The 15,729-nt window shown below is 72.1% G+C and carries 11 protein-coding genes; 5 read left to right on the top strand and 6 right to left on the bottom strand.

The genetic code is table 11. From position 1 onward, the window contains the following. Positions 1-18: 18 nt before the first annotated feature. Positions 19-1,278 (bottom strand): cation:proton antiporter domain-containing protein, encoded by a 1,260-nt coding sequence (locus ACERZO_RS15725; protein ID WP_372665371.1) that lies wholly within the window; start codon positions 1,276-1,278, stop codon positions 19-21. Between the two features lie 185 nt (positions 1,279-1,463). Here ACERZO_RS15725 and ACERZO_RS15720 point away from each other — a divergent pair, with 185 nt between their 5' ends. From ACERZO_RS15720 to ACERZO_RS15710, 3 genes are all read left to right on the top strand, one after another. Next, positions 1,464-1,808: a hypothetical protein gene (locus ACERZO_RS15720; RefSeq protein ID WP_372665370.1), complete on the top strand. Its 345-nt coding sequence runs from the start codon at positions 1,464-1,466 to the stop codon at positions 1,806-1,808. A 38-nt stretch (positions 1,809-1,846) separates the two neighbouring features. After that, positions 1,847-3,160 (top strand): cytochrome P450, encoded by a 1,314-nt coding sequence (locus tag ACERZO_RS15715; protein WP_372665369.1) that lies wholly within the window; start codon positions 1,847-1,849, stop codon positions 3,158-3,160. Between the two features lie 108 nt (positions 3,161-3,268). Beyond that, positions 3,269-4,201: a pentapeptide repeat-containing protein gene (locus tag ACERZO_RS15710; protein ID WP_372665368.1), complete on the top strand. Its 933-nt coding sequence runs from the start codon at positions 3,269-3,271 to the stop codon at positions 4,199-4,201. Positions 4,202-4,241: 40 nt separating this feature from the next. Here ACERZO_RS15710 and ACERZO_RS15705 read toward each other — a convergent pair whose 3' ends face one another. The 5 genes from ACERZO_RS15705 to ACERZO_RS15685 form a co-directional block, all read right to left on the bottom strand. After that, positions 4,242-7,889 (bottom strand): family 78 glycoside hydrolase catalytic domain, encoded by a 3,648-nt coding sequence (locus ACERZO_RS15705; RefSeq protein ID WP_372665367.1) that lies wholly within the window; start codon positions 7,887-7,889, stop codon positions 4,242-4,244. Positions 7,890-8,034: 145 nt separating this feature from the next. Continuing rightward, the gene (locus ACERZO_RS15700; protein WP_372665366.1) at positions 8,035-9,333 is read right to left on the bottom strand and encodes a DJ-1/PfpI family protein; all 1,299 of its coding nucleotides are present in this window, start codon (positions 9,331-9,333) and stop codon (positions 8,035-8,037) included. 1 nt (position 9,334) lies between these two features. Beyond that, positions 9,335-9,724, bottom strand: coding sequence for a hypothetical protein (locus ACERZO_RS15695; RefSeq protein WP_372665365.1), 390 nt, complete (start codon positions 9,722-9,724; stop codon positions 9,335-9,337). A 93-nt stretch (positions 9,725-9,817) separates the two neighbouring features. Further along, the gene (locus tag ACERZO_RS15690) at positions 9,818-10,462 is read right to left on the bottom strand and encodes a response regulator (RefSeq protein WP_372665364.1); all 645 of its coding nucleotides are present in this window, start codon (positions 10,460-10,462) and stop codon (positions 9,818-9,820) included. Beyond that, a complete protein-coding gene (locus ACERZO_RS15685; protein ID WP_372665363.1) occupies positions 10,459-11,541 on the bottom strand; it encodes a sensor histidine kinase in 1,083 nt (360 codons plus the stop codon). Before ACERZO_RS15685 ends, ACERZO_RS15690 begins: the two co-directional genes overlap by 4 nt. Positions 11,542-11,679: 138 nt before the next feature. Here ACERZO_RS15685 and ACERZO_RS15680 point away from each other — a divergent pair, with 138 nt between their 5' ends. Next, positions 11,680-14,259 carry a glycosyltransferase gene (locus ACERZO_RS15680; RefSeq protein WP_372665362.1) on the top strand — a complete coding sequence of 860 codons (2,580 nt, stop codon included), beginning with the start codon at positions 11,680-11,682 and terminating at the stop codon, positions 14,257-14,259. Then, a complete protein-coding gene (locus tag ACERZO_RS15675) occupies positions 14,259-15,707 on the top strand; it encodes a radical SAM protein (protein WP_372665361.1) in 1,449 nt (482 codons plus the stop codon). Before ACERZO_RS15680 ends, ACERZO_RS15675 begins: the two co-directional genes overlap by 1 nt. The last annotated feature ends 22 nt before the right edge of the window (positions 15,708-15,729 follow it).

Here is a 15,729-nt window from a genome sequence, read left to right as displayed (position 1 = left end):
CGGGTTCGCCAACCGGGCTCAGTGGGCGGGCAGGTGACCGCCCATCCGCTCGATCCGCTGGATGGCGGGCTCCGCCAGGATGCCGTGGACCAGCACCGACACGGCCACGGCGAGCGCGCCGACCCGCCACAGGACACCCTGCTGCGCGATCGGCAGCCGGTCGAGCGCGTAGGCGAGGTAGAAGAGCGTGCCGATGCCGCGGACGCCGAAGAACGCGATGGCCAGCGACGCCGGCCGGCCGGCCGAGGACCCGAGCAGGGAGAGCCAGCCGACCACGGGCCGCACCACCAGCACCGCGACCACGGCGATGACGACTTCCAGGGGACGGAGGCCGGCCAGCAGCCCGTCGCCGATCGCGAGGCCGAGCCCGAGCAGGGCGAGCGGGACGAAGAGCCGTTCCAGCTGGTGGCCGAACGCGTGCAGGACGCCGTGGTAGTCGTGCTCCCGCTCCTGCTTGCGGACCACGACCGCGGCGGTGAACACGGCGACGAACCCGTTGCCGTGGGCCAGTTCCGAGAGGGCGTACGGCAGGAAGGCGAGCGCCAGCAGGACCAGGCCGTCGCCGTACTCGGCGAGCCGCAGCCGGTCCGACGACGTGTGGAAGATCGCCCAGCCGAGCCCGCGGCCGGCGACCAGGCCGACCAGCACGCCGGTCACGACCGGCAGCAGCAGGTCGACGAGCACCCACGAGATGGCCAGGTTCGGCCTGCTGCCCGCCATCGCCAGCCCGAGCAGGACGAACGGCATGGCCAGCCCGTCGTTGAACCCCGCCTCGGTGGTCAGCGTGAACCGGATTTCGTTGTCCCGGGCCAGTTCCGGCTCGACGTCCGGGTGCGGCACGCCGATGTCGCCCGCCAGCACCGGGTCGGTCGGCGCCAGCGCCGCGGCCAGCAGCAGGGCCACGCCGGGTGCCAGCGCGAGCCACCAGTACCCGAGCGCGGCGATCGCCAGGATCGACAGCGGCATGGTCAGGCCGAGCAGCCGCCACGTCGAACCCCAGCGTTTCAGGCCGAACTTCCGGTCCACGGACAGGCCCGCGCCGGCGAGGGCGACGAGAATACCCAGCTGGGTGAAGGATTCGACGCCGTGCAGGTGGGCCGCGGGGTCACTCCAGCCGTTGCCGTAGGGCGCGGGCAGCGGGAGCAGGCCCAGGACGATCCCGGCGAGCAGCATCACCAGCGGCACCGAGAACGGCCGGTCCGCGACGAGCTTCGGCACGATCGCCGCGGCGAGGGCGAGCAGCCCGGCCACCCCGAACAGCACGGTCAACGACGACAACGTTCCTCCAGCCCGCTCGTGCCGTGGTGCCGCCCGGGCGGGAGGTCCGTGCGCGCGGGATCCGGCCGAGCGTGAGCCGGTTCCGCCGATGCCCCCGCGCGGCCGGATGCGCGTAGCGTGGCCGGGAGGTGACGTCGTGCCCGGGGTTCCCGGTGCGCGGGCAGCGAAACCGGTGAGGAGGCGGTGTGACGGCGGCGAACGGGGCCGGACGGCCCTGCCGGTTCTGCGGCTCGGTGCGCGGCCCGCGCGTCCCCGGCAAGGCCGGGCCGATCTGCGTCGAGTGCGTGCGCGCCGGGCTGAAGGTGGTGCGCGACGGCGCGGACCGCGAAACCCCGGGCGGGGACGTGCTGGCCGCGGTGACGTCGCCGCAGGCCGCGGTGTGCCAGTTCTGCGGCCGCCGGGAGCGGCGGACGTTCCTCGGCCTGCGGCGCCCGCTGCTGCGGGTCGACTGCGCGGCGCGGGACGCGGTGATCTGCGTCGACTGCCTCGACCACGCGGGTGACGTGCTGAACCTCGCCCTGCGTCACTGATCGCGTTTCCGGTCGGTCCACCCGGGTAAACGGGCGGTATGACGTCCACCCACCTGACCCGGCCGGTGACTGCCTCGGTCGCCGATACCCTGCGCGTCGCGGCCGAAGTGGCGTTGCCCACGCTCGCGGGCGGCGTGATCAAACGCCGGCCGGCGGCGATGGGCCTGGCCGGCAAGCTGCAGGTCGACCGCCCGGCCGTCAAGCTGCTCACGCGGCTGCGCGACCGGTACGACGGGCGCCCGCTGAAGCTGCGCGTTCCCGGCCGGTCGGTGGAGCTGGCCCTGTCCGCCGAGGACGTCGGCACGCTGCTGGCCGGCGCGCCGACGCCGTTCAGTCCGTCCACAGTGGAAAAGCGGGCCGCGCTGGGCCACTTCCAGCCGCACGGGGTGCTGATCTCCGACGCCGCCGACCGCCGTCCGCGGCGCCGGTTCACCGAGGCCGTGCTCGAGCCGGGCCGTCCGCTGCACGAGCTCGCGGCGCCGTTCGCCCGCGCGATCGCCGACGAAGCCGCCGTCCTGCTCGGTGAGACCGAGCTGACCTGGGACGCCTTCGACGTCGCCTGGTGGCGGCTCGTGCGCACGGTCGTCCTCGGCCGGGGCGCCCGCGATGACGAAACGCTCACCGACCTGCTGGAGCGGCTCCGGCTGGACGCGAACTGGGCGTACCTGCACCCGCGGCGCAAGCAGCTGCGTGAGCGCTTCCACGCCCGGCTGGCCGAGCACCTCGGCCGCGCCGAACCCGGCAGCCTGGCGGCGGCGATCGCTTCGGCCGGGGACGACGGCACCGCGACGGACCAGGTCGCGCATTGGCTGTTCGCCTTCGACGCGGCGGGCATGGTGACGTTCCGGACCCTGGCCCTGCTGGCCACCCACCCGGCGGCGCTCGAGCGCGCCCGTGCGGAGCTGCCGGACGCCGACCCGGCCGAGCCGCAGCAGCTGGGCTACCTGCGCGCGTGCGTGCTGGAAGCGGTCCGCCTGTGGCCGACGACGCCGATGATCCTGCGCGAAACGACGGAAGAGACGGCGTGGGGCCCGGCGGGCACGACGGTCGTGATCTTCACCCCGTTCTTCCACCGCGACGCGGAGCTGCCGTACGCCGACCGCTTCGAGCCGGAGATCTGGCTGGACGGCCGCGCGGAGGCGAACCCGGCGCTGGTGCCGTTCAGTGCGGGCCCGGCGATCTGCCCGGGCCGTGACCTGGTCCAGTTCTGCACGAGCACGCTGCTGGCGAACCTGGTGCGTGAGCACGGTTTCGAGCAGAAGACCGGCCCGGTACTGGCCCCGGACCGCCCGCTGCCGGCCACCCTGGACAACTTCCACCTCGAATTCGGCGTGCGCCGGAACGTTCCGTAGCCGCTCGTCCACGGCCGTAGCGAAAAGGCCGGTTTGTCCGACTACCCCGGGGTGAGTGGAACTGATAACGGGGAACGGCATCCTCCGGTCGGCCCGATCCCGCAGTGGGTGATCGCCGCCGGCGTGCCGGCGGTCGTCCTGCTCGCGGCCGCGGCCGCCTGGCTACTGGTGCGCAGCGGAGCGACCGGCGACCGGCTGGACGCGATCCGCACGGCCGCGGTTCTGGGCGTGGGGTTCGGGGGCGCGATCGCACTGTGGCTCGCGGCTCGCCGGCAACGCTCGACCGAGCTGGATCTGCTCCGGAAGCACGAGGCGCACCAGCTGGCGAAGCGCGCCTTCGCCCAGAGCGAGTTCGACACGCGTGAACGGCGGTCGGCCGATCTCTACCTCAGGGCCGTCGAGCAGCTGGGCTCGGGCACGGCCGCGGTCCGGCACGGAGGTCTCTACGCCCTCGAACGGATGGCCCAGGCCGACCCGAGCCGGCGGCAGAACGTCGTCGACGTCGTCTGTGCCTACCTGCGGGCCCCGTTCCGGCTGCCGGACGAGTCCCGCCCGGAACTCGAGGACGACGCCCGCGGTGAACGCCAAGTCCGCCTCTCCGCGCAGCGCGTCCTGACGAGACACCTGAGGGCCGGCGAGCAGGCCGGCACCTTCTGGGCCGACGTCGACCTCGATCTCGCCGGTGCCACCCTGATCGATTTCGTCCTCAGCGAATGCCGGATCCGCAACGGCGTCTTCACCGATGCCCGGTTCGTCGGCGACGCCTGGTTCACCCGGGCCGAATTCGCCGGTGAGGCGCTGTTCGGCTGGGCCTCGTTCCTGGGGGAAGCGTGGTTCGCGGGACTGAGCGTCGCCGGTGAGGCCAGCTTCGGCGGTGCGGCGTTCGCCGCGGCCGCCCGGTTCGACATGGCGGAGTTCGCCGGGGAAACGTGGTTCACCGAAGCGAGCTTCGCCGGAGGCGTCGAGCTGACCGACGCGAAGTTCGCGCGGAGTGTCCCGGAGCCCCTGCGGGAGTACTTGCCGGCGGCGGACCAGTCGTGACCGGCCGGGTGGGACGGGCGCCGTCCCACCCGGCCGGTCCTCATGCCGGGGCGGTGAACATGTACGAACCGGCGGGCACGAAGTACGACCCGGCCGAGGACGGGACCGCTTCCGGCGGCGCGGCCACCGAACCCGGTTGGGACGTGGGCACCTTGACCGTCGCCGACGAGCCGGCCGGGACCGTCACGCGCAGCGTCACCTTCCCGCCCGAAATCGACCAGTCGCTGACCGCGGACCCGTACGGCGTCTCGTACGCCGACTTCGCCGACGTCAGCCCGCCGCCCGGCCGCGGCGCCACCAGCAGCGACGCGTACCCCGGCGAGGCCGGCGAAAGCCCGCCGATCGAGCGGTACAGGAAGTCGCCCACCGAGCCGAGGCCGTAGTGGTTGAACGAGTTCATGCCCGGGTCGTTGAACGAGCCGTCCGGCCTGATCCCGTCCCAGCGCTCCCAGATCGTCGTCGCGCCGTGACCGATCATGTAGCCCCAGCCGGGGAAACCGGGCTGCAGCAGCACCTGGTACGCGACGTCGGCGTGGCCGTGCGCGGCCAGCACCGGCAGCAGGTTCTCGACGCCGAGGAACCCGACGCTCAGGTGCCCGCCGGCCGCCGCCACGCGCGCGGCCAGCTTGTCCGCCGCGGGCTGCACGCGGTCGGCCGGCAGCAGCCCGAACGCCAGCGCCAGCACGTACCCGGTCTGGGTGTTCGCCCCGACCGTGCCGTCCGCCTGCGTGAACCGGTTGGTGAACGCCGTCCCGATCCGGTCGGCGAGCGTCCCGTACTCCGCCGCTTCCGAACTCCGCCCGGTGGCCGCGGCCATCCGCGACACCAGCCGGGACGACCACGCGAAGAACGCCGTCGAGATCAGGTCCTGCGCGGTGTTGTCGTTGACGTTCAGCCAGTCCCCGTAGGTCTGGTGGTCGCGGATCAGGTCGGCACCCGACGTCGAGCGCAGGTACTCCACCCACTTCACCATCGCGGCGAAGTGCTCGTCGATCACGCCGGTGTCGCCGTAGCGCTGCCACAGGGTGTAGGGCACGATGACGCCCGCGTCGCCCCAGCCCGCCGTGCCCGAGCCGCTCAGCACGCCCGGCGCGACGTCGGTGAACGACCCGTCGTCGTGCTGCGCGTCGACCAGATCGTCGCTGAACTTGCCGAGGAAGTTCGCGACGTCGAGGTTGAACGTCGACGTCCCGGCGAAGATCCCGATGTCCCCGGTCCAGCCGAGCCGCTCGTCGCGCTGCGGGCAGTCGCTCGGCACCGACAGCATGTTCGAGCGCTCACCCCAGAGGATGTTGTGCTGCAGCTGGTTCACCAGCGCGTTCGACGAAGTGAACGTGCCGGTCTGCGCGCCGGACGTCCACATCGCCCGCCCGGTCAGCGTTCCGGCCGTCGGCGCCGAGGGCAGGCCGGTCAGCTCGACGTACCGGTAGCCGTGCACCGTGAAGCGCGGCTCGTACGTCTCGACGCCGCCGGTGCCCGCCAAGGTGAAGCGGTCGGTCGCCTGCGCCGCGCGCAGGTTGGTCGTGTAGATCGTGCCGTCCGGGTTGAGCACCTCGGCGTGGCGCACGGTGACCGTGGTGCCGGCCGGGCCGGTCACGGCCAGCCGGTTCCAGCCGCTGAAGTTCTGGCCCAGGTCGGCCACCCAGACCCCCGGCTTCGGCTGGGTCCACGCAACGGGCTTGAACTCCTGCTGCACGGTCACGCCGTTGTCCACTTGGGACACCAGGTTCGGCTTGGCGCCGGGCTTGACGCGGGGCGCCGCCCAGCCGCGGTCGTCGAAGCCGGGCCGGTCCCAGCCGGTGGCCAGCCGCGCGTCGTAGGTTTCGCCCTGGTAGAGGTCGTCGGCGCGGATCGGGCCGTCGCCGGCTTTCCAGGTGCCGTCGGTCGCGACCGTCGTGCTCGTGCCGTCCGTGAACGTCAGCTTCAGCTGCGCCGAGTACCACGGCTCGGTGCCGTACTTCTGGCTGCCGGCGATGCCGATGCTGCCGGAGTACCAGCCGTTGCCGACCATCGCCCCGAGGACGTTCTCGCCGGTGCGGATCTGCTTGGTGACGTCGGAAACGCGGTACTGCAGGCGTTTCGCGTAGTCGGTCCAGCCGGGGGCGAGGACCTCGGCGCCGACCTTGGCGCCGTTGAGGTGGGTCTCCTGGAGGCCCAGCGCGGTGGTGAGCAGCCGCGCGCTCGCGACCGGCTTCGAGACCGTGAAGCTCTTGCGCAGCAGGGGAGCGGGGGCGCTGACGGCGACGTTCGCACCCCACGGCCCGGTGCCGTACGCGGTCAATGCCCGCGCCGCGGGCCAGGAGCTGTCGTCGAACCCGCGCTGCTGCCAGCCGTTCGGGCCGGTCTGGCTCGCCTTCCACGACCCGTCGGTCACCACGGCCGGTCCATTCGGGACGGTCAGCTTCGCGATCATCCCGGCCGGGCTCTGGGTCGTGTTCTCGGTGCTGATCGCGATCGTGTTCGCGCCCGTGGTCAGCAGGGCGCCGACGTCGAGGACGGCGGCGGTCTTCCAGGAGTCGGTGACCCGCGGCGAATCGCTGACCTGGGTGCCGTTGACCCAGACGGTCGCGGTGTCGTCCCCGGTGACGACCAGCGTCGCCTTCGCGGGCGCCGCGGCCAGGTCGACGGTCGTGCGGAAGTACCGGGTGGCCGGTGGCACGCCGCCGATCGGGTCGCCTTCCGGGTACCAGACCCAGTTCGCGCCGGCGAGGTCCGGGCCGGCTGCGGCGCGGCCGAGGAAGGCGCCGGTCCATTCGGCGGCCGGGTCGCGCAACGCCGTTTCGAAGCGCTGCACCGGGCTCCAGCCGCTCATCCGGCCTTGGCCGTCCCAGACACGGACCTTCCAGGTGTACGCGGTCAGCGAGCCGAGCGCGGGACCGCCGTAGGCGACGTCGGCCTGCCGCGCCGAGGTGACGCGGCCGCTGTCCCAGACGTCCTTGCCGCCGGCCGACACCAGGATCTCGTACGCGGATTGTCGTTGCTGCGGCGCCGAAGACGCGAGCTTCCAGCCGAACCGCGGCTGGTCGACGCCGATCGGGTTCACGCGCTGCCCGACGGTCGCGCTCGCGACCGAGAGCGGAGTTTGCTCCGACGGGCTCGGGGTGCCCACGCGGGTGCCCCACGGACCGGTGCCGTAGGCGCCGAGGTCCTTGGCCGCGGCCCAGGCCCCGTCCGCGAACCCGGGCTGTTCCCAGCCGTCCGGCGCGGTCGTCGCGCTCTTCCAGCCGGCGCCGGTGGTGAGGTCTGCGGTGCCCGACGCGGTCGTCACGCGCAGCCGGCCGAGCAGGCCGGCGGCACCGCCGGAGTTGCGGACGGCGACGGCGAGCGTGTTGCCGCCGGGGGTCAGCGCGGGCGCGAGGTCGACCGACAGCGCCGACCGCCACGAGTCCGCGGTGCGGGCCGAGGAAGCGAGGGGCTTGCCGTTGAGCCAGACGTCGGCGGTGTCGTCGCCGGTGACGACGAACCGGGCGTCGCTGACCGCGCCGGCGGGGGCGGTGAAGGTGGCGCGGAAGTACCGGGTCGCGGCCGGCGCGGAACTCGCCGGATCGCCTTCCGGGTACCAGATCCAGTGCGCACCGGCCAGGTCCACGGGAGGCGCGGCGCCCGCCGGGGGCACCGAGGCGGTGGACAGGACCAGGAGCGCGGCGAGCGTCGTGGTGGTCGCGCGCCAAAGCTTCGAGGGCAGCATGCGGGCTCCCTTGCGGCGGGGATGGGGCGGCGAGATTTAAACGTTTCAAAGCAGCGTGATACGTGACTGTAATCACGAACTCACGCGATGGCAATACTCCACCGGGACGCAGGGAAGGCGAACCGCTTCGACGATCGCTGATCGCCTAAATCGTTTTACGCCACTTCGGCAGGACGACCCGGCGCACGACGACGATGGCGGCCGCGCCCAGCAGGAGCAGGGCGACCGGTACCGCCGTCGGCCACCACGGCCACGCCCGGCCTTCGAAGCCGACGCCGTCGGTGGGCAGCTCCAGGACCTTCGCCGTCCACCGCGCGGTCGCGACGTCCGTGCGGCGCGAGAGCGCGCTCACCGCCGTGTCGTAGGCGAAGCCGGGCCGGTCGTGGACGTACTCCGGGGCCGGGCCGCCGGTGACCCCGCGCGTCGCCCCGGGCACGATCAGCCGGTCGAGGTCCGCGTCGGCCAGTGCCGCCCGCGGCACGAACGTCAGGCCGTGCCGCGACCGGATCGGGGCGCCGTCCGCGCTCACGGCGAGCGTGCGCGAGGACAGCGACTGCCCTTCGGTGTCGAACACCGACGCCAGTTCGATCTCACCGACGCCGTTCGCGAGCAGGACGCCGATGTCGTCCGGGTGCCAGCGGAAAGCGGCGTTGACGATCGCCGCCGCGTCCGGCAGCGATTCCGGCGCGTGCACCGGGACCGTGGTGCCGTACCGCGACCAGCCGATCGCTTGGGCGGCGTCGGAAGCCACGTCGCGGCCGGCGAGCCGCTCGACCCAGTGCAGCGTCCCGTCGACGCCGGAGAGGATCCCGGCCGTGGTGACGACGTCGCCGTCGTCGACGAACCGCTGCCCCCGCACCCAGTGCACGGCCGGGTAGTCACTCGAGAAAGCCTCGAGCTTCAACCAGTGCGCGGTCGCGGGCCGGCCGTCGAGCAGGCCGGCGGAGGCGAGGACGCCGCTGCCGTTGCAGACGCTCAGCAGCTTCGCGCCGTGGGCGGCCTGCGCGCGCAGCCACTGCGTCACGGGTTCGGTGCTCGGCTCGCCGACGTCCGGCAGCGCCGGGACGACGACCAGGTCCGGCGCCTTCGCCCCGAGCCGCGCGGCGAGGTCGGCGAAGCTCAGGTCGGGGACGAGGTCGAGGCCGCCGGTCAGCGGCTTCGGCTCGCGCTTCGGCGCGGCGGTGTAGACGTTGAACCGGCCGGTCGCGGCGAGGATCTCGTACGGCGCCAAGGTGTCGGAGACGACGGCCCCGCGGTCGCCGACGACGACCACCGCGGTCGGCTTGGCCGGGTCGTGCGCCGGTGGGGCGGCGGCGGGCAGCGGCCGGTCCGGGCCGGGGGAGTAGAGGGCGTCGAACGCCGACAGCGCGGAGACGGTCGCGCCCACGGCGGGGACGGCGAGCACGGCGACGACCAGCGCGAACCACTTCAGGACGGTCCGCACGTCAGTGCCAGTACTCGGCGCGGCGCCACACCATGGCGGCCAGCATCAGCGGGAACATGACGACGTGCCCGGCGATCATGAGGGTGCCGCCGGAGATCGCGCCGAGCCAGAACGGTACGAGCAGCGCGACGAACGGCAGGTACATCGCGGCGGCCATCTCGGCGATGCGGGGCCACGAATGCCGGCGCAGCAGCATGGCTGCGGTCATCGCGCTCGTCATGTTCGTGGCCATGACGAGCGCGTCGACGTCCGCGCGCTCCAGCCAGGCCTGCGGCCAGAGGGGGTGCAGCGCGACCATGCCGATCAGCATGGCGGCGACCATTTCGACGTAGTGGCCGGTGAACCGGGCGAGCTTGCGGCCGGTGGTCCGGGGCGGCGCGGTGGTGGTCATGAGTCCCTCCAGGTGTTGTCCTGGACGAGAATCCCGGGTGCCGGCCGCCTGCGGACGTGCCGGAAGTCATGACCCGGGTCATGTGACCGCGGGTCAGAGCAAGCCGAGGTCCCGGGCCCGCAGCGCGGCTTGGGTGCGGTCACGCGCGCCGAGCTTGCCCAGCAGGTTCGTCACGTGGTTCTTCACCGTGCCTTCGGCGAGGAACAGCTTCGCGGCGATCTCCCGGTTGCTGCGGCCGTCGGCGAGCAGGCGCAGCACGTCTTGCTCGCGTTCCGACAACGGCACCACCAGCGGCTGAGGTCGTGGCTCGGACAGCTGCGCGAACCGCGCGACGACCTTCGCGGCCACCGACGGCTGCAGCACGGACTCCCCGCGCGCGGCCGCCAGCACCGCCTCGATCAGCCGGGCCGACGAGACGTCCTTGAGCAGATACCCCACCGCCCCCGCGCGAAGGGCCGCGAAGACGTCTTCGTCGTCGTCGAACGTGGTCAACGCGATGACCTGGACGTCCGGGTGCTCGCCCCGCAGCCGCCGGGTCGCGGAGACGCCGTCGAGGACCGGCATCCGCAGGTCCATCAGGACGACGTCCGGAGCGAGGGCGGCGGCTTGGCCCAGCGCCTCCTCGCCGTTGCCCGCTTCGCCGACGACGTCGATGCCGTCATGGGTCGCCAGGAGCGTGGCGAGCGCTTCGCGGAACAGAGCCTGGTCGTCGACGAGCAGGACGCGGACCGGCGTCATCCGGGGACCTCCATGCTCAGCGCGCTGCCCTCGCCGGGCGCCGAGGTGAAGGCGAGCTTGCCACCCAGCTGCTCGGCGCGTTCCCGCAACCCCACCAGCCCGAAGCCGGCCGCCGCGGCCCCGCTCGTCCCGACGCCGTCGTCGCGCACCGAGACGCGCACGGACGCGTCGGCGTAGTCGAGCAGGAGGTCGACGTGCGCGGCCTCCGCGTGCTTCCGGACGTTCGTCAGACCCTCCTGCGCGGCCCGGAACAGGGCTTCGCGGTGCTCGTCCGGCAGCGGCCGTTCGGCACCGGAGATGGTGAGTTCGGCGGGGAGGCCCGCTTCCGACGCCAGCGCGCGGAGGGCGTCCGGCAACGGCGTCGACCGCGGTTCACGCAACGCCTTCACCGAGCGGCGCACTTCCGACAACGCGTTCTCCGCCTGCTCCTGCGCCTTCGCGAGGACCTCGTCGGCCTTGCCCGGATCGGTCGGCAGGACCGCCCGCGCGGCCTTGACCTGCATCTGGACCACGGTGAGCGAGTGCCCGAGCCCGTCGTGGATGTCGCGCGCGACGCGGTTGCGCTCCTGCGCCGTCGCCAGCCGCTCGGCCTGCGTCGCGTAGCCGCGCAGCTTCTCGTGCGCTTCGGCGAGTTCGCCGCGCGAGCGTTGTTCGCGCACCAGCAGCTCGGTGATGACGGCCGCGAACAGCACCGAAACCAGCGTTCCCAGGCCTTCCCGCAGGCCTTCGCCCAGCGACATGCCGAGGTGCACGAGCGGCACCACGGCGATGACCAGCGCGACCACCGGCAGCGGCAGCCGCAGCAGCACGCATTGGCTGACCAGCACGACGAGGAACAGCGTCGCCCCGACGCCGGCGTTGATCGTGAACGTCACGAAGGCCAGCGGCAGCTGGACACCGACGTACGCGGCCCGCCACGCCGGACGGCCGCGGGTGCGCACCCAGCCGAAGCCCGCGGTCGCCAGCACGGCGAACACCGCGCCGAGCACGAGCGAGAGCACGGGCTCCCCGGACCCGAGGACCCCGAGCACGATCGAGAGGAAGGCGCCGCAGGTCAGCACCCCGAGGGCCCGGTTCATGGAGCCACTCTGGGGCGTGGGTGCGCCGCGGTCAACCACCGCGCGCCGGGGGAAAGCGCTCTCTGCTCACGCGGCCACTCGCCGCCACAGCCCGTAGGCTGGGAGTGACGGCGAAGCCGAGACAGGAGTCCGACATCGATGTCAGTCCTCTGGGGCGTGTCCTTCGACGCCACCGCGCTGTCCGGGGTGGTGGTCGAGTTCCTCAAGACGGCGCGCCGGTTCGCCGGGCACCGCGTCCACCTCGACCTCGGCTACGACATCAAGGCCGACAAGGGTGCGTTCTTCCGGCCCTACCGCGACGAAGCCGGGCTGCTGCCGGACTGGGTCACGCTCGACCGCGTCGACGGCGTCGAGGAGATCCGCGGCTACGACCGGGAGTTCGTCGACCGCGTCCTGCGCGAGGTCGTCCAGCGCGGTGACGAGACGTTGCGCCCCGAGATCGACCGGATCGCCGGCGAGCTGGCCGACCGCATCGTGGCCACCTGGGAACGCCTCGGCGTCACGATGGTGATGGTGGAGAACGGAACCCTGCCGGAGAACATCGCCTACACCGAAGCGCTCTACCGCGCGATCGGCCGCTACGGCACCCGGCACCGGCTCGGCCGGTTCGTGTTCTGGCGCGACCACGACCTGATGTGGCAGAGCGAGCCGGGCATCGCGAAGTACGGCCGGTTCCCGTACCCCGGCGTCCCCGCGCCGCGGAATTCGCCGCACATCCACTACTTCGCGCTGCACGAGCAGGCGTTGGCGAAAACGCTGGAGTGGGTTCCCGGTCTGCGGAACATCGACGTCCTGCCGAACGCGTTCACCATCGCGCCCGCGCGGATCGACGAGCGCACCGCGGGCTTCCGGCGGGACCACGGCATCCCCGAGGACGTTCCGTTGCTCGCCCGGATCACGCGGATCATCCCGCAGAAGCGGATCGACCGGGACCTGCACCTGCTGGCGCTGTTGCCGGCCGCGTGGCTGTTCGTCGCCGGCGACGTCGACGAGGCACCCGCCGAGCACGCGCGGCTCGTCGCCCTCGCCGCTCGGCTGGGCGTGCGCGAGCGCGTCGTGTTCGGCGGCTGGCTGACGCCGTACGACACGAGCGTGCCCGGCCGGTATTCGGTGCGGGACCTGCTGGCGCACGCGACCGTCGTGTCGTTCCTGACCTCTTACGACTACGAGAGCTACGGCAACCCGGTCAGCGAGGCGATCGCCTCCGGGACGCCGTACATCACCAGCGGGTACGAGCTGTACGAGGTCGTCTACGGCCGCAAAGGCTTCCGGGCGCCGGTGCTGGACATCCGGGCCCGCGACCTGCCGGACGCGGCCTTCGCCCGCGAAGTGGCCGAGCTGATCACCGACGAAGGGAAACGGGCGGACGTGGTGCGGGCGAACTCCGAACTCGGGCAGGCGCACTTCGGCACGGAGGTCGTCGACGACCTCGTCGACCGGCTGTACCCGCCGCCGATGGGCGCCGGGACACGGCTGTCCGTCGTGCTGCCGGTGTACAACGAGGCCGCCAACCTCCCGGAGGTCCTGCGGACGCTGCACGAGCAGCGCGACGGCGCCGGTCCGCTGGACAAGAGCCGGTACGAGGTCGTGCTGGTGGACAACAACTCGACTGACGACACGGTGGCCGTCGCGCACGCCTTCGCGGCGGCGCACCCGGATCTCGCGCTGCACGTGATCGCCGAGGCCGAGCAAGGCGTGTCGTGCGCGCGCCGGGCGGGGATGGACTTCGCGCTTGCGCGCAGCCGCAACCGGCCCGACGCCGATCCGGCCGAGCGGTTCTACCTGGTCTCGGCCGACGCGGACTGCCGCGTCGACCCGCACTGGCTGAGCGAGCTGTTCGCCGCGATGGAGTCGAGCAAGGCGGCCATCGGCGTCTGCGACTACTACTACAACGCTTCGCACTTCACCGGGCGGCCGCGGCTGTGGGACGCGATCCAGCGGACGCTGCGCTGCCGCGCGGTCACGTTTTCGCTGTTCGGCGGCTTCCCGGACGGCAAGGGCTTCGCCGTCGAGCGCGACGCGTACGAGCGCGCGGGCGGCATCGAGATCTTCTACCAGCTGCAGGACGGGAAGTTCGTCAGCCACCTGTCCGACGACTGGGACTTCGGCATCAAGGTCGCCAGTGTCGGCGATGCGATCACGTATGCGCCGCGCTCACGCGTCGAAATCAACCCGCGGCGCGTCGACCACGCCATCGACGAGGTGATCGCCGGCCGCGCCTACGGTTCCGACGGCATCATCGTCATGCGCGACATCCGGCCGTCGGCTCCGGCTGCCGGCGCGGACCTGTCGGAGGCCGAGGCTCAGCAGGCGTGGGAGTTCTCCATCAAGGACTTCACGCCGAAGAACACGATCCTGCCGGTGCTGCTGACCCCGGCGCTGCTGGAGGACGACGCCGTCATCGCGTTCTTCGGCGCCGACCTGGCGTCCCGGCTCGCGCGGCGGATCGCCGAGATCCGCGACGAGATGCGCGTCGTCGACTTCACGCCGATCCACGCGTACAAGACTCCGTCGTACCGGCTGTACTTCGAGTTCGCCGACGAACTGTTCGCCTGCCTGCGTCGCCACGTCGGCGAGGACATCGGTTATCCACCGCCCCTTCCGCCGTGCTTGGCGGAGGTCCCGGCCGCGCGGTTCGCCGAGTTCGTCCGCTACTACTGCGAAGACCGTGAATCGGGAGAGGCCCACAACTACTTCGGCAACGGAGGGGTGTTCTGATGACCCTCGCCTACGAAGAGGCGATCGGCTCGCTGCACACGCTCGACCCGGCGTGGCCGCGGCCCGCGGTGCTCGACGTCCTCGAAGCGCCGGAGAACCGGCACCTCCTCGACTTCGTGCAGGAGGACCCGTTCGGGGCGCACGTGTTCCCGGGCAACGTCCCCGGCGCACCGGCGGACTTCCTGCGCGACCTGGACGCCCAGCTGGCGTCCTCGGGACCGATCCACCTGTGGTCGTACATCCCGACCTGCGCGTACCGCTGCCGCTTCTGCCAGTACCCGGTGGTGCTGGTCAAGGGCAAACCCGAAGTGCAGTACGAGAAGGCCAAGCACTGGGTCGACCTCAACATCGCCGAGGCGCGGTTGTGGCTCGACGCCGTGCCGAACCTGCGTGGTGCGGAAGTGGGGGAGTTCAACGTCTTCGGCGGCACGCCGTCGCTGCTGCCGGAGCCGGAGATCCGCCGGCTCCTGGAGTTCTACCGTTCGGAGTTCGGGTTCACCGCCGATACGACGATCCGGTTCGAGGGTGACCCGAGCACGTTCACCCCGGCCAAGCTTTCCTTGTTGCGCGAACTGGGCTGTACCAAGCTGTCCAGCGGTGTCCAGTCGTTCGACGACCACGTGCTGGAGCTGTGCGGCCGGGAGCACAGCGCGCAGATGTGCGTCGACTTCGTCCGCAACGCGGCGTCGCTGGGCTTCGAGTGGGTCAGCATCGACCTGATGTACGGCCTGCTGGACCAGACCCTCGACAGCGTCCGCCGCGACCTCGACGTCGTGCTGGAGAACGAAGTCACGGCCGTCGTGTGCACGAAGCTGCACCTGGCGTCCTACAGCGACACCCGCACCGGCGTGACCGGCGAAAAGCCGGCGGCGTGGCAGCTGCCGGCGTACCGGGACAAGCTGGTGCGCGACGGCCACCGCTGGCCGACGCTCGGCGAGCAGTACCAGATGCGCGAGCTGCTCACCGACGGCCTGCGCGCGGCGGGCTACACCGAGCACCCGACGATGTACTTCGCGCGCGCCGGCCTCGGGCCCGAGAAGTGGAAGGCCATCATGGTCGACCAGGACAAGCAGGAGCCCGAGGTCGCGATCGGGCTGGGCGGGTCGTCGAGCTGCCGCGCGTCCGAGGCGATCACCGACGTAAACTCGAAGCGGTACATCGAAACCGTGTCGGCCGGGCGGATTCCGCTGGGCTCGGCGACGCGGTTCACGCCCGAAGCGCAGGAGGCGCGGGCGGTGAAGATGGCGCTGACGACGTTGCAGCCGCTGCGGGATTCCTTGCACGCGGCGCGGTTCCCGGGATGCTCGCTGTTCGCGGAACCGTGGCTGGGCAAGTTCCGGTCGCTGGCCGCGCGAGGGCTCGTCGAGCTGCGCCCGCACGACGGCGTCGTCGAACTCACCCCGGTGGGGGAGGTGCTGGTCGAAGCGATCATCACCACCGAGCTATAGATCACTACATCGAGTGACACAT

Source organism: Amycolatopsis kentuckyensis, assembly GCF_041679295.1.
Lineage (GTDB): Bacteria > Actinomycetota > Actinomycetes > Mycobacteriales > Pseudonocardiaceae > Amycolatopsis > Amycolatopsis kentuckyensis_A.
This window is presented reverse-complemented; position numbering and strand designations above follow the sequence as displayed.

Coding starts and splice junctions, on each gene's coding strand:
- ACERZO_RS15715 (WP_372665369.1), top strand. CDS start 1,847: ATGACGTCCACCCACCTGACCCGGCCGGTGACTGCCTCGGTCGCCGAT.
- ACERZO_RS15705 (WP_372665367.1), bottom strand. CDS start 7,889: ATGCTGCCCTCGAAGCTTTGGCGCGCGACCACCACGACGCTCGCCGCG.
- ACERZO_RS15695 (WP_372665365.1), bottom strand. CDS start 9,724: ATGACCACCACCGCGCCGCCCCGGACCACCGGCCGCAAGCTCGCCCGG.
- ACERZO_RS15690 (WP_372665364.1), bottom strand. CDS start 10,462: ATGACGCCGGTCCGCGTCCTGCTCGTCGACGACCAGGCTCTGTTCCGC.
- ACERZO_RS15685 (WP_372665363.1), bottom strand. CDS start 11,541: ATGAACCGGGCCCTCGGGGTGCTGACCTGCGGCGCCTTCCTCTCGATC.
- ACERZO_RS15680 (WP_372665362.1), top strand. CDS start 11,680: ATGTCAGTCCTCTGGGGCGTGTCCTTCGACGCCACCGCGCTGTCCGGG.
- ACERZO_RS15675 (WP_372665361.1), top strand. CDS start 14,259: ATGACCCTCGCCTACGAAGAGGCGATCGGCTCGCTGCACACGCTCGAC.